This is a genomic window from Streptomyces sp. 11-1-2 (assembly GCF_003595545.1).
Classification (GTDB): domain Bacteria; phylum Actinomycetota; class Actinomycetes; order Streptomycetales; family Streptomycetaceae; genus Streptomyces; species Streptomyces hygroscopicus_B.
In genome coordinates this window covers 8,137,021-8,157,477 of the sequence record NZ_CP022545.1, presented here as the reverse complement: position 1 = coordinate 8,157,477, position 20,457 = coordinate 8,137,021, and the positions used below count along the sequence as shown (strand labels likewise).

Here is a 20,457-nt window from a genome sequence, read left to right as displayed (position 1 = left end):
GCGAGCTGAAACCAGCCCCTCCGGCGCTTGAGGAGCAAGGCCCGGGACCCCGGAACTGAAACCAGCCCCTCCGGCGCTTGAGGAGCGGGGTCCGGGGCGGAGCCCCGGTTGTGGGGAGGGGCGGGTAGGGGAAGGCTCGCCGCAGGCGCGCCACCCCAGGGGCGGGTCCCGGGCTGGTGGTACACGGGACCGCGGCCGGACAGGACCGCCCCGTACGCCTGCGTCAGGTCCGGCAGCGCGGCCCCGGGGCGCCGCGGCCCCGGCGCGCCCGGCCGCCGATCAGTTCGCGCCGTCGATGACCCGGAGCGCGAGCCGCACCCGCTGGGCCACATGGCGGGGGCAGCTCCACGCCTCGGAGTCGAAGGGCCACTCGGGCGTGTCGTACTCCCGGGGCGCGTAGAGATGGTTGAGATGGGCGCCGTAAGGGTCCTCGTGGAAGCCGAAGTGACGGCGCCCGACCAGCTCGGTCAGCACGTCCCAGGGATGCGCGTCCCCATGCGGGCAGGTCTCGGCCGCCGGAGCGGTCCGCACCGCGCCGAGGATCGCCCGCAGATCCCGGTGGACGGCCTCGGGCGGGGGCTCCTCGCCCGAGGTGACCGACCAGCAGGCGACCAGCAGCAGCACCAGCCGCTCGCGCGGATCGGCCGGGCCCGCCGCGAACCGCCGCGCGGCCCACAGCCCGGCGTCCTCCGCGGCCTGTCCGTCCCGGCACCGGAAGCGCACGGCGTGGGTGAGCCGTTCGATGTCGAGCCGTCCGTCGGGGCGCAGCAGCACATCGTCCAGATGGTCGGTGTCCCGGAGGCCGAACAGCCGCTCCCGGCCGGTCCGCAGATGGTCCAGCGCCTCGCGGGCGATCGCGGCGAGGAAGGCCGGGCACAGCCACGCCTCCAGTGGCGCCGTCTCCAGCTCCTCCCGGTGCCAGTGGCGGTAGACGCCCTGGCCGCCGGGGCTGAGCAGATGGATGCCCACGGTGGCCTGCTCCGCGGTGTCCCGGCCGACCTCGGGGTGGTCGCCCTCGCCGTGTGCGCAGGACGCGTCGCCGAGGCCGGGCAGCACCGCCTCCAGGGCGTCCACCATGGTGTCCAGGACCCGCTGGTCGCGGATCCGGCCGCTGGCGGCATACCAGCAGGCGGCGTGCAGGACGACCACGAGCCCGGCGCGGTGATAGCCCAGGGGGTTGGCGACCAGGTTCCTGGCGTAGGCGGACAGCTCCTGGCCGGGGTCGACGGCCGCGCTCGGGTAGTCCCAGACGATCGAGCGCAGATCCTCGGCGCGGCGCGCGTCGCGGGCCGGGAGCCGGGGCGGGATGCCGCCCACGCTGCCGGGGGCGATGATGTCCACGGCGACCCGCGCGTACCCGGCGATGTCGCGCGGGCACAGCCACCGCTCCTTGGTCGCGTCGTCCTCCCAGTCCGGGTCCTCGTCCTCGGCCAACCCGTTGGTGAGCAGCGGCAGATCGTCCACGAAGTGGTCGATCCGGTCGTCCAGATCGCTCTCGTAAGGATGCGTCCGGTGGGCGCAGGGCAGGTCACGCAGCCGCCGGTCGGTGGCGTGGAGGGCCTCCAGGGCCGCCGCCGCGACGTCCTTACGGGAGAACCGGCCGATGTACGCGGCCATCATGACCAGCCCGAGCGTCCAGGCGTACGCCTCTTCGCCCGCGGGATCGGCCGCCAGCCGCCTGGCACAGTCCAGGACGGCCCGGTCCGCGTCGCCGCCGTAGGTCTCGTGGAGGATGCCGTCCCATTCATCGACGAAATGGACACACTCCGGCAACTCTGACGAATCTGACAGCGCGGTGGCGGGCATGTCGGTCATGCCCCTCACGACGCCACGGGAGGCACGCGGGTTCCCGCTTGGTTCAGACCTTCACAGAAGGTGCGCGCGATGCACTCCTTGTGTGCACATACTCCACAAGGCGGGTCAGCGCGTCCGGGTCGGTGCTGGGCAGCACGCCGTGGCCGAGGTTGAAGATGTGCCCCTCCAGCCCCCGGGCGGCCTCCAGCACCTCTTCCGCCTTGGCCTCGACCGCCGTACGCGGGGCGAAGAGCACGGCGGGGTCGAGATTGCCCTGGAGCGCCTTGCCGGGGCCGACCCGCCGGGCCGCCTCGTTCAACGGCACCCGCCAGTCGACGCCCACGACATCCGCGCCCGCCTCGCCGAGCAGTCCGAGCAACTCACCGGTGCCCACGCCGAAGTGGATGCGCGGCACCCCGTATCCGGCGACGGCGTCGAAGACCTTCGTGGAGGCGGGCAGCACGCTGCGGCGGTAGTCGGCGGGGGCGAGGGCGCCCACCCAGGAGTCGAAGAGCTGGACGGCCGAGGCGCCCGCCTCGATCTGCACCTTGAGGAAGGCGGCGGTGATGTCGGCGAGCCGGTCGAGCAGCGTGGCCCACAGCGCCGGGTCGCCGTACATGAGCGCCTTGGTGTGCTCATGGTTGCGCGAGGGGCCGCCCTCGACCAGATAGCTGGCGAGCGTGAAGGGGGCGCCCGCGAAGCCGATGAGCGGGGTCGCGCCGAGCTCGCCGACGAGCGCCCCGACGGCCTCGGTGACGTACTTCACATCGTCCGGGTCGAGCGGACGCAGCCGCTCCAGATCGGCCCGGGTACGGATCGGCCGCTCGACGACGGGCCCGACACCGGGCTTGATGTCGAGGTCGATGCCGATGGCCTTGAGCGGCACGACGATGTCGCTGAAGTAGATGGCCGCGTCCACCCGGTGCCGGCGCACCGGCTGCAGGGTGATCTCGGTGACCAGGTCGGGCCGCATGCAGGACTCGAGCATCGCGGTGCCCTCACGCAGCTTGCGGTACTCCGGAAGCGAGCGCCCCGCCTGCCGCATGAACCACACCGGCGTATGAGGCACCGGCTCCCGACGGCAGGCCCGCAGAAAGGCCGAATCGGCTGTGGCACGAGCCGCGGCGCGGCCGGTCTGCTGCTGGCCCGAGGGCCGCTCATTGGCGCTCATGCCCCAAATCTTCGCACGGGCCGAACGAGTGACCCGCCAACCCGGGTGTTCCTCCCCGGTTAGGGCCCTCACTGCGCCTAGTCTTCCGGGCATGGCAGCGGTTCAAGGACACCTCTCGAACGGTGCTGACGGCCCTGACGGCACGGAAGCAGGCGGTGAGGACACCCCTCCCGCCTTCCGGCATGCCGTCGCCGCGCTGTGCGGTGTGCGGGTACGGCCCGAGGTGGAGCTCGATCCGACCCCACCCCCGCGTCGGCTCGCACCCTACTCGTACGCGCTGGAGGCGGTGGTCACCGGCGCGTCGGACGACGAGGAGCTGGCCGAGGGGCGGCTGATCCTGCTGCACGACCCGGCCGGGCACGACTCCTGGCGCGGCACCTTCCGCCTGGTCACCTTGGTCCACGCGGACCTGGAGCCGGAGATCGCGGCGGATCCGCTGCTGCCGGAGGTGTGCTGGTCCTGGCTCACCGGCGCGCTGGAGGCCCGCGGTCTGCCGTACGGGGAGCCCAGCGGCACGGTCACCCGGGCGAGCTCGCACTACTTCGGCGCGATGGGCGAACGGGAGCCGTCGACCCGGATCGAGATCCGCGCCTCGTGGACCCCGGCCGCCCACCCGGCCCCCGAACCGGCCCGCCCCGGCCCGCGGCGCCCGGAGCCCGGAGAAGAGGGCGCGGGCGAACCGCTGGGCGCGCCGGACACCGCGGGACATCTGGCCGCCTGGTGCGACCTCCTGTGCCAGATCGCGGGCCTGCCCCCGGTGGGGGCAGCGGAGGCGGGGGTCGTCTCGCTGCCCCAACGGCGGGGCCCACAGGCTCGCTGACCTTCCGGATGCTTGGGTCTTCCTACCGAGGTCACCCCCTTGCGGCACCCCGGTAAGCCCAAGGGCGCCGCAGAGCACCAGGGGGCTCGGGTCTTCCGGCCCGGGTCACCCCCCTGCGGCAACCGAGTAAGCCGAAGGGCGCCCCAGCGCATCCGGGTACTTGGTCTTACCGGCCGGGGGCACCTCCCAGCGGTAGCTGGGGGAGACTTTTGCGCCCCGGAGGCGAACCGAGCCTCAAAAAGTACTCCCGTGATCGATCAGTCGTCCTAATTGCCCGAATTGTTACTCACCAAATCGTGATCATTCCCTAAAGCCGGGCCGTATCGGTGCCGAAGGACGTGGTGACCCGTCCCACAACTCCCAGGAGGCCTGGTGTCTGTTCTCCTTGAGCAACCGTCCAGCCTGGTCGCCTACCGCCCGAACAAGCCGACGGCCATGGTCGTCGTCGCCGACCCCCGCGTACGGTCCACCGTCACCCGCCACCTCTGGGCCCTCGGGGTGCGCGACGTCATCGAGGCGTCGTCCATCGCCGAGGCCCGCCCCCGCATCGGAAATCCGCGCGACATCTGCGTCGCCGATGTCCACCTTCCCGACGGCTCCGGCCTCACCCTGCTCTCCGAGACCCGCGCCGCGGGCTGGCCCAATGGGCTGGCCCTGTCCGCCGCCGATGACATCGGCGCCGTAAGGAACGCGCTGGCCGGCGGAGTCAAGGGCTATGTCGTCACCGGCACCCGCACCAACCTCGGCATCCCGGGCCGTCCCGGCACCGCCCCGCTCGGCGCCGCCGCCCGGATGCACCGCCGCCCGCCGGGCGCCCCCGGCCACCCCGGCGGCTACCGGGAGCTGTCGGGCCGCGAGGTCGAGGTGCTGAGGCTGGTTGCGGAGGGCCAGTCCAACAAGGCCATCGGCGTCTCGATGGGCCTGTCCGCCCTCACCGTCAAGAGTCACCTCGCCCGGATCGCCCGCAAGCTGGGCACCGGGGACCGGGCCGGCATGGTCGCGGTCGCACTGCGCACCGGGATCATCCACTGAGCCGTATCGCCCACCCGGCCGTCGCGCCTCTTCCCACCATCCCCGCGCCCGTCGACGGAACGTTCCGTCGACGGGCGCCCTGCGTACTCGCCGCACACAGCTACCCTTGACAGGTGACCGACGCCCAAGAGACCGCAGCAGAGACGACACTGCGAACCACCGGGGGCGCTCCTCCGGACGACCTCCCCCCGGCGCCGGTCCCCTTGCTGGAGCCGCGCGAGGGCATCCCGCCCGTCACCGCCGACGCGGACGCGCTCGCCGAGGTCATCGCGACCTTCGCCGCGGGCCACGGCCCGGTGGCCGTCGACGCCGAGCGCGCCTCCGGCTACCGCTACGGACAGCGGGCCTATCTGGTCCAGCTGCGCCGGGCCGGAGCGGGGACCGCACTGATCGACCCCGTCGGCTGCCCCGACCTCTCCGGTCTGGGCGCCGCGATCGCCGACGCCGAATGGGTCCTGCACGCGGCGACCCAGGATCTGCCCTGTCTGCGTGACATAGGCATGATCCCCGCCCGGATCTTCGACACCGAACTCGCGGGCCGGCTGGCCGGATTCGCCCGGGTGGGGCTCGGCGCCATGGTCGAGAACATCCTTGGATACGCCCTGGAGAAGGGCCACTCCGCTGTCGACTGGTCGACCCGCCCGCTGCCCGACCCCTGGCTGCACTACGCCGCGCTCGATGTCGAGCTGCTGGTCGACCTCCGCGACGCGCTGGAGGAGGAGCTGGAGCGGCAGAGCAAGCTGGAGTGGGCGCATCAGGAGTTCGCGGCCATCGCCGCGGCCCCGCCCGCCCCGCCGCGCAAGGACCCCTGGCGGCGGACGTCGGGGATGCACAAGGTCCGGCGGCGCCGGCAGATGGCCGTGGTGCGCGAGCTGTGGACGGCCCGGGACCGGATCGCCCAGCGCCGCGATGTCTCGCCGGGCAAGGTGCTGGGCGACGCTGCCATCGTCGAGGCCGCGCTGGCCCTGCCCGCGAACGCCCGGGCGCTGGCCGCGCTGAACGGTTTCGGCCACCGGATGAACCGGCGCCAGCTTGAGCAGTGGCAGGCCGCGGTGGACCGGGCGCGGGAGCTGCCGGAGGCCGACCTCCCCCAGCCGGGCCAGCCGGTGACCGGTCCGCCCCCGCCCCGGGCGTGGGCCGACAAGGACCCGGCCGCGGCGGCGCGGCTCTCCGCGGCGCGTGCGGCCGTCACCCAACTGGCCGAAGGGCTGAATCTTCCGCAGGAGAACCTGATCGCCCCGGACACCGTCCGGCGGCTGTGCTGGGAGCCGCCCGCCGAGCCGACGACGGACGCGGTCGCCTCCGTTCTCGCAGGTCACGGCGCCCGTCCCTGGCAGATCGACCAGGTGACCCCGGCGCTCGCGGCCGCCTTGCTGGCGACCCCGGCATGATGTGACGCGCGTGGACCGGCGGCGGGCGCCGCCGGCCCGCGGCTGTGACCTTCAACCCTCCGGTCGTGAGGACTGGGCAGCTTGGTTACTCATAAGTAGCATGAGGCTGTGAGGCGCGCCCCGGGCGTGCCCGCAGCAGTGCCATCCCGCACCTGGAGGAGAGCCAACGTGCCTCGTACCGCTAGGGACGTCGTCTTCGTCGACGGCGTCCGGACCCCATTCGGCAAGGCGGGCCCGAAGGGCATCTACCATGAGACCCGCGCCGACGACATGGTCGTCAAGTGCATCCGGGAGCTGCTGCGCCGCAACCCGGATCTGCCGCCGGAGCGCATCGACGAGGTGGCCATCGCCGCGACGACGCAGATCGGCGACCAGGGCCTGACCATCGGCCGCACCGCGGGCATCCTGGCCGGGCTGCCCCAGTCGGTCCCCGGCTACGCCATCGACCGGATGTGTGCCGGTGCGATGACGGCCGTGACGACCACCGCGGGCTCCATCGCCTTCGGCGCCTATGACGCCGTCGTCGCGGGCGGCGTCGAGCACATGGGCCGCCACCCCATGGGCGAGGGGGTCGACCCCAACCCCCGCTTCGTCTCGGAGAAGCTGGTCGACGAGTCGGCCCTGTTCATGGGCATGACGGCGGAGAACCTCCACGACCGGCTGCCGCACATCACCAAGGCGCGCGCCGACGAGTTCGCGGTGCGCAGCCAGGAGAAGGCCGCCAAGGCGTACGCCAACGGCAAGATCCAGCAGGACCTGGTGCCGGTCTCGGTGCGCCGCACGTCCCCCGAGGGCGGGGAGCTGGGCTGGGGTCTGGCGACCGCCGACGAGCCGATGCGCCCGGGCACCACGCTGGAGGGCCTGGCCTCGCTGAAGACCCCGTTCCGCGCGCACGGCCGGATCACGGCCGGCAACTCCGCGGGGCTCAACGACGGCGCCACCGCCTCGCTGCTCGCCTCCGAGGACTTCGCCCAGGAGCTGGGCCTGCCGGTGCGGATGCGCCTGGTCTCCTTCGCCTTCGCGGGCGTCGAGCCCGAGGTGATGGGCTACGGCCCGGTCCCGGCGACCAAGAAGGCGCTCGCCAAGGCCGGTCTGTCGATCGAGGACATCGGCCTGTTCGAGATCAACGAGGCGTTCGCCGTCCAGGTCCTGTCGTTCCTCGACCACTACGGCATCGCGGACGACGATGCGCGCGTCAACCAGTACGGCGGCGCCATCGCCTTCGGCCATCCGCTGGCCTCCTCCGGTGTCCGGCTGATGACGCAGCTGGCGCGGCAGTTCGAGGAGCAGCCGGAGGTCCGCTACGGCATCACCACGATGTGCATCGGCTTCGGCATGGGTGGCACCGTGATCTGGGAGAACCCGCACTTCGAGGGGAACAAGTGACCAACACCGCAGAGCTTCTCAAGGGGGCGGCAGAGCTGTTCCCGGGCGAGGTCGTGACGCAGGCGCACGTCCGCCACCTCGATCTCCCCCAGGGCGCGGGCCGGTTCGCGCTCATCACGCTGGACAACGGCCTGGACCACACCAAGCCCACCACCTTCGGCCCGGCCTCGCTCGCCAACCTCAACACGGCGATCGACCAGGTCGAGAAGGATGCGGCGGACGGCGAGATCACCGGTGTCGGCATCACCGGCAAGCCGTTCATCTTCGCCGTGGGCGCCGACCTCAAGGGCGTGGAGCTGCTGAAGCGTCATGAGGACGCGCTGGCCATCGGCAAGGGCGGCCATGACGTCTTCAAGCGGCTGTCCTCGCTCGCCGTGCCCACCTTCGCGTACTACAACGGCGCGGCGATGGGCGGCGGGGTCGAGGTCGGGCTGCACTGCGCCTACCGCACCGTCTCCGCGGCGCTGCCGGCCTTCTCGCTGCCCGAGGTGTTCCTGGGCCTGGTCCCCGGCTGGGGCGGCTGCACCCTGCTGCCGAACCTGATCGGCGCCGACCGCGCGGTCTCGGTCATCATCGAGAACTCGCTCAACCAGAACAAGCAGCTCAAGGGCGAGCAGGTCTATGAGCTCGGGATCGCGGACGCGATCTTCGAGGGCGCGGACTTCCTGGAGCAGTCGCTGATCTGGACCGCCTCCGTCCTCAAGGGCGAGATCGAGGTCGTACGGCCCGAGATCGACCGCGGCGACGCCTGGCACGAGGCCGTGGTGCGCGGCCGGGCCATCGCCGACGGCAAGGTGCACGGGGCGGCCCCGGCCGCCTACCGCGCGCTGGAGATCATCGACGCCGCGCGCAACGGTGACCTCGCCCGGGGCTACGAGGCCGAGGAGAAGGCGCTCGCCGACCTGATCATGGGCAGTGAGCTGCGCAGCGGCATCTACGCCTTCAACCTGGTGCAGAAGCGCGGCAAGCGCCCGGCCGGCGCCCCGGACAAGTCGCTGGCGCGCCCGGTCTCCAAAGTGGGCGTCGTGGGCGCGGGTCTGATGGCCTCGCAGCTGGCGCTGCTGTTCGTGCGGCGTCTGGAGGTGCCGGTCGTCCTGACCGACATCGACCAGGAGCGGGTCGACAAGGGCGTGGGCTATGTCCACGGCGAGATCGACAAGCTGCTGCTCAAGGGCCGGATCAACCAGGACAAGGCCAATCGCCTGAAGGCCGCGGTGACCGGTTCGCTGGACAAGGCCGCCGCCTTCGGTGACGCCGACTTCGTCATCGAGGCCGTCTTCGAGGAGATGGGCGTCAAGCAGAAGGTGTTCGCCGAGGTCGAGGCGGTCGCGCCGGAGCACGCCATCCTCGCCACCAACACCTCCTCGCTGTCGGTGTCCGAGATGGCGTCCCAGCTCAAGCACCCCGAGCGGGTCGTGGGCTTCCACTTCTTCAACCCGGTCGCGATCCTGCCGCTGCTGGAGATCGTCCGCGGTGAGCAGACCGATGACGCGGCGCTGGCCACCGCCTTCGGCGTGGCCAAGAAGCTGAAGAAGACCGCCGTCCTGGTCAAGGACGCCCCGGCGTTCGTGGTCAACCGGATCCTGACCCGCTTCATGGGCGAGATCCAGAACGTCATCGACGAGGGCACCCCGGTCGACGCCGCCGAGCGCGCCATCGAGCCGCTGGGCCTGCCGATGTCCCCGCTGGTGCTGCTGGAGCTGGTGGGCCCGGCGATCGGTCTGCATGTCTCCGAGACGCTGCACGGCGCGTTCCCGGACCGCTTCACGGTCTCGGAGAACCTCCGGCGCGTGGTCGAGGCGGGCAAGCGCGGCTTCTACGTGCATGACTCCGGTAAGCCGGAGCTGGACCCGGAGGTCGCCGCGCTGCTCCAGCAGGGCGACACCGTCCTCACCGAGGAGCAGGTGCGCACCCGGGTGCTGGACGCCGTCGCGCAGGAGATCGGCCTGATGCTCGAAGAGGGCATCGTCGCCGAGGCGCAGGACATCGACCTGTGCCTGATCACCGGTGCGGGCTGGCCCTTCCACCTGGGCGGCCTCACGCCGTACCTGGACCGCGAGGGCGTCTCGGAGCGGGTGAACGGGAAGGCGTTCCTGGCTCCGGGCGTGGCGAGCGTTCCCGCGTAGCGTCGGCGGCGCAGGGCATTCCCGGGTGCCGGGCGGGCGAAGGCCCGTCCGGCACCCGGGTGTTTGGGTGTTCGCCCCACCGGCGTCGCCCCCGCGCTCCGGCGCGGGGCGCCCCGCTCGCGCCACCCGCCGCGGCCGGACATCGGCCCGGCGGCAACACCCGCCACCCGCATCCGGGGCCGGTCACTCCCGGCGGCCGGGTCACGCCCGGGGCGGGAAACGGACCGGCGGCACCTTCCCCGGGGGGCCGCGCCGACCGGGCTCTCAGGCGGGCTGCAGGGCCGCTCAGCCGCTTCCCACGCGGTTCCAGGCCCTCAGTGCCAGCCCGCCCTCGTCGGTCTTCTGACGGGCCACCAGGAGCCGTCCGTCCACTCCCAGGGCGGCCAGCACCACCCGGCCCTGTCCGTCCAGCGCCAGCGCCGGGGTGTGGGCGCCCTGCTCGCCCGAGGGCGTCCACCACACCCCCGCCGCCTCGTCCTCGCTGGGGTGGGCGGCGACGGCCAGCCGCCCGGCGTCCTGGTGGGCCAGGACGGTGCAGTCGTGACCGTCCACCACGGCGCGCACGGCGGCGACCGGGCCGGTGCCCGTGGACCCGCCCAGCGGCGCGGGGGCCGGGGCGTCCGGCCGCCAGGCCAGGAGCTCGCCGCTGTCGGCGTCGCGCCAGTAGTGGGTGAGGGTGCCGGGGCTGGTCTCCACCACGGCCGCCGAATCCGGCCGGGCGTCGGCGGGGACGTCCTCGCCCCGCTTCGGGGCGGCGCCGGGCTTGGGCTGGTACCAGCGCAGCGCGGCGCCCTTTCCGGCCGGTGCGAGCAGTTCGAGACGGCCGTCGGCGGTCGCGGCCGCCGACAGTCCGCCCAGCACTTGCGTGCCCTTCCAGTCGGTCCAGCGCTCCCAGGTCCCCTTGGGGTCCTGCCGCCGCGCGCTCACCCCGCCCCCGGCGTTGCGGACGAAGACGCGCAGGGCGCCTGAGGAGTCCACCGCCATGGCGGGCGCGCCGGTCCGCCCGGCCTTACGGGGGTCCTTCGGATGCGGGGTGCCCAGCGAGTGCCACGCCGTCAGCGGGCGGCCGGTCTGGAACTGGGTGGCGTGGACGATGTCGACGCGCGCCGGCTCGCCGGCGCCGCCCGGCCGGTGCCGAAGCCCTACCAGATGCGCGTACCCCTCCGCGCTCTGAGCGACGGTCAGACTGATTAGGCCGGGTGCCTGGATCAGCCAGGGGCCCGTCCACTCCGGCCCTCCGGGCCGGTCTTCCGTCCAGCGCGCGACACCGCCCGCCACCAGTGCATAGGCCGTGAGCCTGTCGTCCTTGCCGCGGAGCAACCGCAACGCCATGGCCCGCTGCCAACCTTCCCCGAGTTGGTCCACCTGATCGAACGACGTCCATAGTAATTTGCCTGGACTATGGATGGACTTGTGGTCGTCGATGCCGCCAACGTGATCGGCTCGGTCCCCGACGGCTGGTGGCGTGACCGCCGCGGCGCAGCGGAGCGGCTCCGCGACCGGCTGGCCGTCCTCGCCAGGACCGGGCTCCCCGACCGCCCGGGCGTGCCCGGCTGGGCCACCCGCCCTCCGGTGGACATCGTGATGGTGGTCGAGGGCGCGGCGCGGGGCGTGGAGCCGGTGGAGGGCGTACGGGTGGAGAGCGCGCCGGGCAGCGGCGACGACCAGATCGTGAAGGTGGTGGCGGCCCGTGACGAGGGCCGCCCCTGCCTGGTGGTGACGGCGGACCAGGGGCTGCGGGCGCGGGTCACGGCGCTGGGCGCGCAGGTGACGGGCCCCCGCTCGGTCCGCCCCGACGGCTCGTCCTAGGACGGCAGGACCGGTCAGGCGGCTCCTCGCGGGCCCTTTTCCGTATGCGTCCCCGTCTCGGCCACCCGGCTGTGGCGGCGCCCGTACAGGAAGTAGACGACGAAGCCGATGGCCATCCACACCGCGAACCGCAGCCAGGTCTCGGCGGGCAGATTGAGCATCAGCCACAGCGAGGCGGCCACCGACACGATCGGCAGCACCGGCACCCATGGCGTGCGGAAGGCGCGGGGCAGATCGGGCCGGGTGTTGCGGAGGATCAGCACGCCGAGCGCGACGACGACGAAGGCGAAGAGCGTGCCGATGTTCACCAGGGCGGCGAGCTGGGAGATGCTGGTGAACCCGGCGACGATGGCGATGAGCGTGCCGAGCAGGATCGTCGAGCGGTAGGGCGTGCGGAAGCGCGGATGCACCCGGGAGAAGACCCTGGGCAGCAGCCCGTCCCGGCTCATCGCGAAGAACACCCGGCTCTGGCCAAGCAGCAGGATCATGCACACCGTGGTCAGCCCGACCGCGGCGCCGAAGCTGATGACGCCCGCGTAGAAGGGGTGTCCGGTGGCCTTGAAGGCGTCGGCGAGCGGGGCGTCCACCGTCAGCCGGGTGTATTTCTGCATCCCGGTGACCACGATCGACACGGCGACATAGAGCACGGTGCAGATGAGGAGCGAGCCGAGGATGCCCCGGGGCATGTCCCGTTGGGGGTTCCTGGTCTCCTCCGCCGCGGTCGCCACCACGTCGAAGCCGATGAAGGCGAAGAAGACCACGGCGGCGGCGGTGAAGATGCCCTCGACGCCGAAGGTCGTCGGCTGGTAGCCGAACATCAGCTGGATCAGCGGCGCGGTGAGTCCCGAGCCCGAGACCGTGCCCTTGGCCTCGGGGATGAAGGGGCGGTAGTTGGCAGGGTCGATGAAGAAGGAGCCCGCGATGATGACCAGCAGCACCACGGCCACCTTCACCCCGACCACCACCGAGGTGACCCGCGCCGACAGCTTCATCCCGAGGACCAGGATCGCGGTGATCACCAGCACCAGTGCGGCGGCGAGCACATCGAAGGAGAAGCCGTGCGCCGCGTCGGGCCCGGACAGGGCGGCGGGCAGCTCCCAGCCGGCGTTGGCCAGCAGCGAGCGGATGTAGCCGGCCCAGCCGACCGCGACCACGGCGGTGCCGAGCGCGAACTCCAGCACCAGGTCCCAGCCGATGGTCCAGGCGGGCAGCTCGCCCAGTGAGGCGTACGAGAAGGTGTACGCGGATCCGGCCACCGGCACGGTCGAGGCGAACTCGGCGTAGCAGAGCGCGGCCAGCGCGCAGACGATGCCCGCGACGACGAAGGCGAGGGCGGTCGCGGGGCCCGCCTGCTCCTTGGCGACGGCCCCGGTGAGGACGAAGATGCCGGTCCCGATGATCACGCCGACGCCGAAGACCGTGAGGTCCAGGGCGGACAGCGACCGGGTCAGGGCGTGTTCGGGCTCCTCGGTGTCCTTGATGGACTGTTCGATCGACTTCGTCCGCAGATAGTCCGGCCGGACCTTACGGCCGCCATCGCCACCAGTGCCGCCGCCGGAGCGGCCCTCGGGTTCCCGCTCGCTCACCGATGCCACCTCCGCGCCTGCCCGTGCCCCGTGGGCGCCCATGGTTCTGCCAACCGGGCGGGAGGGAGGTGCGCACACCCGAAGCCCCGGCCGATTCACCCGATGGGGGCGGGCCCGGGGGACACACGATGGGCCGGTCGGAGCAGGAGGCTCCGGCCGGCCCGGGTGGGAAGGGGGTGGCGACCCGGTGGTTCAGTCGCGCACCGGCTCGGCCGTCGTCGATCGGGTCACATCCGCGCCCTGGGAGCCCGCGTGCGCCGACTCGCTCCCGTAGCGGCCGCCGATCCTGGCGACGAGCCCGGTGACCTGCCGGGCGATGTCCGGTGCGGTCAGCCCGATCTCCGCCATGACCTCCTTACGGGAGGCATGGTCGAGGAAGCGCGGCGGGATGCCGAAGTCGCGCACCGGCATGTCGACGCCCGAGTCGCGCAGCGCCTGGGCGACGGCGGAGCCCACACCGCCGACCCGGCTGTTGTCCTCGACGGTGACGACGACGCGGTGGCGCTCGGCGAGGGCGGGCAGCTCCTCGTCGACCGGCTTGACCCAGCGGGGGTCGACCACCGTAGTGGAAATGCCCTGTTTGTCGAGAAGGTCGGCAATCTCCAGGCACATCGGGGCCAGCGCGCCCACCGAGACCAGCAGCACATCGGGCCGCTCACGGTCGGCCGCCGCGGGCTCCCGCAGCACGTCCATGCCACCGATCCTGCCGACGGCCGCGACCGCCGGGCCCACCGCGCCCTTGGAGTAGCGCACCACGGTCGGCGCGTCCTCCACCTCCACGGCCTCGCGCAGCTGGGCGCGGACCTGGTCGGCGTCGCGCGGGGCGGCGATCCGCAGGCCCGGGACGACCTGCAGGAGCGACATGTCCCACATACCGTTGTGCGAGGCCCCGTCGGTGCCGGTGATACCGGCGCGGTCCAGCACGAAGGTCACCCCGCACTTGTGCAGGGCCACATCCATCAGGACCTGGTCGAAGGCGCGGTTGAGGAAAGTGGCGTAGACGGCGAAGACCGGGTGGAGCCCGCCGGTGGCGAGCCCGGCCGCCGAGACGGCCGCGTGCTGCTCGGCGATGCCCACGTCGTAGACCCGCTCGGGGAAGCGCTTGGCGAACTCGGTGAGCCCCACCGGGTGCAGCATGGCCGCCGTGATCGCGACGATGTCCTCGCGCTCCTCGCCGAGCTTGACCATCTCCTCGCCGAAGACCGAGGTCCAGTCGGCGCCGGAGGCCGAGATCGGCAGCCCGGTGTCCGGGTGGATCTTGCCGACGGCGTGGAAGCGGTCCGCCTCGTCCTGCAGGGCGGGCTGGTAGCCGCGGCCCTTCTCGGTGAGGCAGTGCACGATGACCGGGCCGCCGAAACGCTTCGCCCGCTGCAGCGCCGACTCCAGCGCCTCGATGTCATGGCCGTTGATCGGGCCGACGTACTTCAGCCCCAGGTCCTCGAACATGCCCTGCGGGGTGATGAAGTCCTTCAGCCCCTTCTTGGCCCCGTGCAGCGTCTCGTACAGCGGCCTGCCGACGACCGGGGTGCGCTCCAGCAGGTCCTTGCCGCGGGCCAGGAAGCGCTCATAGCCGTCGGTGGTGCGGAGGGTGGCGAGGTGGTTGGCCAGGCCGCCGATGGTCGGGCCGTAGGAACGCTCGTTGTCGTTGACGACGATGACCAGCGGGCGGTTCTTGGCCGCGGCGATGTTGTTGAGCGCCTCCCAGGCCATACCGCCGGTCAGCGCGCCGTCGCCGATCACGGCGACCACATGGTCCTGCTTGCCGAGCAGCTCATTGGCCTTGGCGAGGCCCTCGGCCCAGCCGAGGACGGTCGAGGCGTGGCTGTTCTCGATGACGTCGTGCTCGGACTCGGACCGCGAGGGATAACCGGACAAACCACCCTTGCTCTTGAGCTTGGAGAAGTCCTGGCGGCCGGTGAGCAGCTTGTGGACGTAGGACTGGTGCCCGGTGTCCAGCAGCACCTTGTCCCGGGGCGACTCGAAGACCCGGTGCAGGGCGATGGTCAGCTCCACCACGCCGAGATTGGGGCCGAGATGGCCACCGGTCTTGGAGACGGCGTCGACGAGGAAGGAGCGGATCTCCGCGGCCAGCTGGTCCAGCTCCTCCGGAGTGAGCCGGTCCAGATCGCGCGGTCCCGTGATGCGGGTCAGCAGCACCCGTGCCTCCTTGCTTCGAGCGTCTCCATGGAGCTTGCCGGTCCGCCCGAGTCTAATGTTCCGTCCTCCGGCGCAGACCTCCCCCCATGCGATGTCCGTCACGCGTGTTCTTTTCAGACAGCTGCCCGGCGCCTCCGTGGAGGCACCGGGCAGCCGGGTGAGACGTCCGGGTCAGCCGCGACCCGCGGACCGTTGTGTCCTGCGGGACACCGAGTCGATGACGACGGCGGCCAGCAGCACGCCACCGGTGATCATGTACTGGACGGAGTTCGCGACGCCCAGCAGGTTCATCCCCGACGAGATCGAGCCGATGACCAGCATGCCGAGCAGCGCCGACCAGACCGAGCCACGGCCGCCGAAGAGGCTGGTGCCGCCGATGACCGCGGCCGCGATGGCCTCCATCAGCAGGTTGCCGGTGCCGGCCTGCTGGCTGGCGGAGCCGATCCGGGAGGCGATCATGATGCCGCCGCACGCGGCCATCAGCCCGGCCAGCGAGTAGACCGAGATCCGGATGGCGACGACGTTGATGCCCGCGCGGCGGGCGGCCTCGACGCTGCCGCCCAGGGCGATCACCTTGCGCCCGTAGGCGGTGCGGCGGACCACGAAGTCGAGGATCACCAGGACCGCCACGAAGATCACCAAGGCGAGAGGCAGGCCCTTGTACTCGTTCAGCCGCCAGGCCGCGGCGAAGGCGATCACCGCGAGCACGCCCGTGCGGACCAGGATCTCGCTCAGCGGCCGCGAGGGCACGCCGACCGCCTTACGGCGCCTGCTGTCCAGGAACTGGGCGAGGAAGAAGCCCGCCGTCGCCAGCGCGGCCACCCCGTACGCGGCGATGAGCTGGCTGAAGTAGTGGGCGGTGAGATCCCGCACGAAGCTGTCGTCGGCGATGCTGATGGTGCCGGTGGTGCCGAGCACCTGGAGCATCAGACCGTTCCAGGCCAGCAGACCGGCCAGGGTCACCACGAAGGCCGGGACGCCTATCTTGGCGAAGAAGAAGCCGTGCAGCGCGCCGAGAGCCGCGCCGCTGGCGAGCGCGGCGATCACCGCGATCCCCTCGGGCACCCCCTCGTTGACGTTGAGCACCGCCAAAGTGGCCGCCGCCAGACCGCTGAGCGAGCCGACGGACAGGTCGATCTCACCGAGCAGCAGCACGAAGACGATCCCGACCGAGATCATGCCGGTGCCGCCGAGCAGGATCGAGAGGTCGGAGAGGTTCTTGGGCGAGAGGAAGGCGCTGTCCTTCCACTGGAAGACCGCCCAGATGATGGCGATGCCGACGATGACCGGGACCGCGCCCAGATCGCCGCTGCGCATCTTCCGGCCGAACTCCGCCAGATAGCCCTTGAACCCCTCCTGACGGACCAGCAGCCGGGGGTCGACGACGGTGACTGCGTCCTTGGCGACGGGGTTGACGTCGGCCGGGCCGCTCGCCTTGTTGCCGCCGTTCGACGCGCCGCCGTTGGTCTTGTCGACGTTCGTGGTCACTTCGCGACCTCCCCGCTACGCGCCTTGCGACGGGTCACGGCGTTGTCCGTGGCGCCGGTGATGGCGGAAATGATCTCTTCCTGAGAGGTGGTCTTCACATCGAAGATGCCGTTGTTACGGCCCAGCCGCAGCACCGCGACGCGGTCCGCGACGGCCTTGACGTCGGCCATGTTGTGGCTGATGAGGATGACGGCGAGACCACGGTCGCGCAGCCGCTCGACCAGGTCGAGGACCTGCGCGGTCTGCTCGACGCCGAGGGCGGCGGTCGGCTCGTCCAGGATCACCAGCTTGGGCTCGCCGAGCATCGAACGGGCGATGGCGACGGTCTGCCGCTGGCCACCCGAGAGCGAGGCGATCGGGATCCGCACACTGGGGATGCGGATCGACAGGGTCTGCAGCAACTCACGGGAGCGCCGCTCCATCTCGACCTCGTCGAGCACCCCGGCGCGCAGGATCTCGCGGCCGAGGAAGAGGTTGCCGACGACGTCGATGTTGTCGCAGAGGGCGAGGTCCTGGTACACGGTCGCGATGCCCAGCTCCTGGGCGTCGTGCGGCCGGTTGACCTGGACGGACTTGCCCTGCCACTCGATGACGCCTTCGTCGGCGGGGCCGACTCCGGCGATGGACTTGACGAGGGTCGACTTGCCGGCGCCGTTGTCGCCCACCAGGGCGACGACTTCACCGGCGTGGACCTCCAGATGGATGTCGGTGAGCGCCTGGACGGCGCCGAACCGCTTGGAGATCCCGCGCAACGCCAACACGGGTCCGTTCGGCACGATGGCCATCTCCGTTCCGGGCAGGGAGATCCCTGCTGTGTGACGGAGGGGAGAGCGCGCTCTCCCCTCGGTTGGGGGGTGTGTCAGGGGGCGGGCGGGCCGTCCGCGAGGTGACGGACGGCCCCGCGCCGCTACTTCAGACCAGCCGCGTCGCACGCTGCCTTGTACTTGGCGGTGCAGATCTGGGCGACCGTGTAGTTCCCGTCCTTGACGACGGTGTCCTTGATGTTCTTCTTGGTCAGCGAGATCGGGGTGATCAGCGTCGCCGGGATGTCCTTGGTGGTCGGGCTGTCGACCGTGTTGGACTCGTTGACCTTGTCGCCGCGGCCGAGCGCGATGGCCATCTCCGCGGCGGCGGCGGCCTCGTCCAGGTAGGACTTGTAGACGCTCATGTACTGCTCGCCGGTCACGACCCGGCGCACACCCTCGAGTTCGGCGTCCTGGCCGGTGACCGGGGGCAGCGGGTTGAAGCCGCCGCTCTTGAGCGCGGTGATCGCGCCGCCCGCCATGCTGTCGTTGGCCGAGTAGACGCCGACGATGTTCTTCTTGCCGAGGGAGGAGATGGCACCCGTCATGGCCTCATTGGCCTTGTCCGCGAGCCAGCGGTCGATGTCGTACGACTTACCGACGTTCACCTTGCCCTTGAGGACGGACATCGCGCCCTTCTTGAACATGGCGGCGTTGGGGTCGGCCTCCCAGCCGTTGAGCATGACGATCTTGCCGCTCTTGGCCTTGTCGCCCAGCGCCTCGAGCAGCGCCTGGCCCTGGACCTTGCCGACCGTCTCGTTGTCGAACGAGGTGTACGCGGAGACTGGGCCCTCGGCCAGCCGGTCGTAGGCGACGACCGGGATACCGGCCTCGTCGGACCTCTTGACCGAGGAGGCTATGGACTTGGAGTCCACCGAGTCGAGGATGATCGCGTCGACCTTCTTGGTGATCATCGAGTCGACCTGCTGCTGCTGAACCGAGGGATCCGACTTGGCGTTGACGTAAAGGATCTTGCAGTCCGCGCAGAGCGCCTTGAGCTTCTTGGTGATGTATGGCCGGTCGAAGTTCTCGTATCTGGCCGTCTGGTCCTCGGGCAGCAACAGCCCGATCGTGAGCGGACCGGTCTTCTTCTTCTCGTCCTTCTTGCCGCTGTCGGCCTCCTTCGCCGAACCACAGGCGGCGAGGGCGACGGTCATCGACAGGACAGAAGCAGCGAGAGCGACGCGACGCATCGTTGCGTTCATTTGGGGGTGACCTCCCTGACGAGGCCGCGTCATTGCGGCCGAGGTGGCTGGAAGTCAACTCGGCCGCCCGCATGACGTCAAGAAGTAAATCCTTAACGAGATGGCAACGGTGCCATTCGTTATCTGAGTGAACGCAGCCGGACAGGCCGGATAGACGGAGCGTGACCGGACAAAGCCGCTCAGGCAAGACCGGGGCCAACGGCCGCGATCCGGCGGTCAGGTGAGGGCCGGAGCCCCCGCCGAGAGCGCACCGTCCAGCAGCGTCGAATCTCCCATCTCGCTGAGCACCAGCGCCAGCGCGCCCAGCACCTCGGCCCGGCCGCCGAGTGCCCCGGGCATCACCGACAGCTGATGCGCCGCGCTGGGGATCGCGTACCGCGCGACCGACTCCCGGATCGGGCCCAGCACCAGCTCCCCCGCCTCGGCGAGCTGACCGCCCAGCACCATCCGGCTCGGATTGATCAGATTGCAGAGGTTGGCCACCCCGCTGCCGATGTGCCGGCCGACATCCCCGATCACCCGCCGGCAGCCGGGGTCGCCCTCGCGGGCCAGCTGCACCATGCGCTCCACGGTGAGATCCGCGCCATGGCTGGATCGCAGCAGCGGCAGCACATAGCGGGCCGCGGTGAAGGTCTCCAGACAGCCGCGGTTGCCGCAGCGGCACACCGGGCCCGACTCGTCGAGGGTGATATGGCCGATCTCGCCCGCCGTACCACCGGGGCCGCGGTAGATCTTCCCGCTGATCACCAGCCCCGCGCCGACACCGTCGGCGACCTTGATGTACGCGAGGTCGGCGACCCCGCGGCCGGAGCCCCAGACCAGCTCGCCGAGCGCGCCGAGGTTGGCGTCGTTGTCCACATGCACCGGCACCCCGAGCCGCTGCGCCAGGTCATCGCGCGGATTGGTGCCCGCCCAGCCCGGCAGGATCGCGGTCGAGCCCAGCGTGCCGGTCTCCACATCGATCGGGGCGGGCACGCCGAGACCGACGCCGACCACCTTGTCCTGGCTCAGCCCGCTGGCCGTGATCAGCCTGCTGACCAACTGCTCCGCCCGGTCCAGCCCCTGCGAGGAGGAGGCGTCCACATCCAGCGGCTCGGCCTCCTCGGCCAGCACCTGATGGGCGAGGTTGCCGATGGCGACGCGCAGATGCGTATGGCCGAAATCCACCCCTACGACGATGCCCGCGTCGCCGCTGAGCGAGACGCTGCGCGCCCGGCGGCCGCCCGCCGAGGTGGGGGTGACCTCGACCGTTCCGCCGTCCTTGAGCTCACGCACGATGTTGGAGACGGTGGCGGCGGACAGCCCGGTGGACCGGGCGATCTCCGCCTGGGTCAGCGAGCCCGCCATCCGCACCGCACGGACCACCCGCTCGAGATTGGCCCGGTGCAGCGACGACTGCGATCCCGGAGTCTCCACGCCCATCCACTCCCGCCTTCGCGGGCGGCACGACGGCCGCTCCGCCGGCCGGGCCGCAGCAGTGAGGCCCAGCGGTGTCTCCAACATGTGAACTCTAAGCTGAGCCGCCACGGTTGTCCCACGTCAAGTCCCTGACCGTCGCGGGACGCCCGGCGGCACCTTCCGACACCTCCGGTCCACCTCCTGATACCTCCCGCCCGTCTCCCGGCGGGTCCGCGGCATCGCGGCGATATTCCAGCCAGCGTACGGCCGGCGCGGCGGAACGGAATCCCT

Annotated in this window: 15 protein-coding genes; 6 read left to right on the top strand and 9 right to left on the bottom strand. The window is 71.5% G+C overall.

The window, feature by feature from the left end:
* Positions 1-279: 279 nt before the first annotated feature.
* Together CGL27_RS35050 and hemE are read right to left on the bottom strand one after the other, a co-directional pair.
* Positions 280-1,815: a hypothetical protein gene (locus CGL27_RS35050; protein ID WP_240450738.1), complete on the bottom strand. Its 1,536-nt coding sequence runs from the start codon at positions 1,813-1,815 to the stop codon at positions 280-282.
* A 43-nt stretch (positions 1,816-1,858) separates the two neighbouring features.
* A complete protein-coding gene (gene hemE, locus CGL27_RS35045) occupies positions 1,859-2,965 on the bottom strand; it encodes a uroporphyrinogen decarboxylase (protein ID WP_119991810.1) in 1,107 nt (368 codons plus the stop codon).
* A gap of 91 nt (positions 2,966-3,056) precedes the next feature.
* On the opposite strand from hemE, the gene CGL27_RS35040 reads away from it, so the two are divergent.
* From CGL27_RS35040 to CGL27_RS35020, 5 genes are all read left to right on the top strand, one after another.
* On the top strand, positions 3,057-3,785 hold the full coding sequence (locus tag CGL27_RS35040) for a DUF3000 domain-containing protein (protein WP_119991809.1): 729 nt from the start codon (positions 3,057-3,059) through the stop codon (positions 3,783-3,785).
* A gap of 372 nt (positions 3,786-4,157) precedes the next feature.
* Entirely contained in the window at positions 4,158-4,817 is a 660-nt protein-coding gene (locus tag CGL27_RS35035) for a response regulator transcription factor (RefSeq protein WP_014055528.1), read from the top strand.
* 113 nt (positions 4,818-4,930) lie between these two features.
* Positions 4,931-6,208, top strand: coding sequence for an HRDC domain-containing protein (locus CGL27_RS35030; protein ID WP_078644386.1), 1,278 nt, complete (start codon positions 4,931-4,933; stop codon positions 6,206-6,208).
* Between the two features lie 168 nt (positions 6,209-6,376).
* Positions 6,377-7,594: an acetyl-CoA C-acyltransferase gene (locus CGL27_RS35025; protein ID WP_078644385.1), complete on the top strand. Its 1,218-nt coding sequence runs from the start codon at positions 6,377-6,379 to the stop codon at positions 7,592-7,594.
* Positions 7,591-9,720, top strand: coding sequence for a 3-hydroxyacyl-CoA dehydrogenase NAD-binding domain-containing protein (locus CGL27_RS35020; protein WP_119991808.1), 2,130 nt, complete (start codon positions 7,591-7,593; stop codon positions 9,718-9,720). Before CGL27_RS35025 ends, CGL27_RS35020 begins: the two co-directional genes overlap by 4 nt.
* A 285-nt stretch (positions 9,721-10,005) precedes the next feature.
* On the opposite strand, the gene CGL27_RS50365 is transcribed toward CGL27_RS35020, so the two are convergent.
* The gene (locus CGL27_RS50365) at positions 10,006-11,052 is read right to left on the bottom strand and encodes a hypothetical protein (protein ID WP_162953135.1); all 1,047 of its coding nucleotides are present in this window, start codon (positions 11,050-11,052) and stop codon (positions 10,006-10,008) included.
* 69 nt (positions 11,053-11,121) lie between these two features.
* Here CGL27_RS50365 and CGL27_RS35010 point away from each other — a divergent pair, with 69 nt between their 5' ends.
* Positions 11,122-11,529: an NTP pyrophosphohydrolase gene (locus CGL27_RS35010; RefSeq protein WP_078644382.1), complete on the top strand. Its 408-nt coding sequence runs from the start codon at positions 11,122-11,124 to the stop codon at positions 11,527-11,529.
* Between the two features lie 14 nt (positions 11,530-11,543).
* Here the strand turns inward: CGL27_RS35010 and CGL27_RS35005 are convergent, their stop codons facing one another.
* The 6 genes from CGL27_RS35005 to CGL27_RS34980 all read right to left on the bottom strand — a co-directional run bounded on the left by CGL27_RS35005 (position 11,544) and on the right by CGL27_RS34980 (position 20,184).
* Positions 11,544-13,115, bottom strand: coding sequence for an amino acid permease (locus tag CGL27_RS35005; RefSeq protein WP_240450737.1), 1,572 nt, complete (start codon positions 13,113-13,115; stop codon positions 11,544-11,546).
* Between the two features lie 192 nt (positions 13,116-13,307).
* The gene (dxs, locus tag CGL27_RS35000; RefSeq protein WP_119991806.1) at positions 13,308-15,272 is read right to left on the bottom strand and encodes a 1-deoxy-D-xylulose-5-phosphate synthase; all 1,965 of its coding nucleotides are present in this window, start codon (positions 15,270-15,272) and stop codon (positions 13,308-13,310) included.
* Between the two features lie 171 nt (positions 15,273-15,443).
* Entirely contained in the window at positions 15,444-16,760 is a 1,317-nt protein-coding gene (locus CGL27_RS34995) for an ABC transporter permease (protein WP_078644380.1), read from the bottom strand.
* Positions 16,757-17,545, bottom strand: a complete 789-nt coding sequence (locus tag CGL27_RS34990) for an ATP-binding cassette domain-containing protein (RefSeq protein WP_205587793.1) — start codon at positions 17,543-17,545, stop codon at positions 16,757-16,759. The genes CGL27_RS34995 and CGL27_RS34990 overlap by 4 nt, the downstream gene beginning before the upstream one ends.
* A 122-nt stretch (positions 17,546-17,667) precedes the next feature.
* Positions 17,668-18,768: a substrate-binding domain-containing protein gene (locus CGL27_RS34985; protein ID WP_078644378.1), complete on the bottom strand. Its 1,101-nt coding sequence runs from the start codon at positions 18,766-18,768 to the stop codon at positions 17,668-17,670.
* 216 nt (positions 18,769-18,984) lie between these two features.
* A complete protein-coding gene (locus CGL27_RS34980; protein ID WP_078647720.1) occupies positions 18,985-20,184 on the bottom strand; it encodes an ROK family transcriptional regulator in 1,200 nt (399 codons plus the stop codon).
* Positions 20,185-20,457 lie beyond the last annotated feature (273 nt).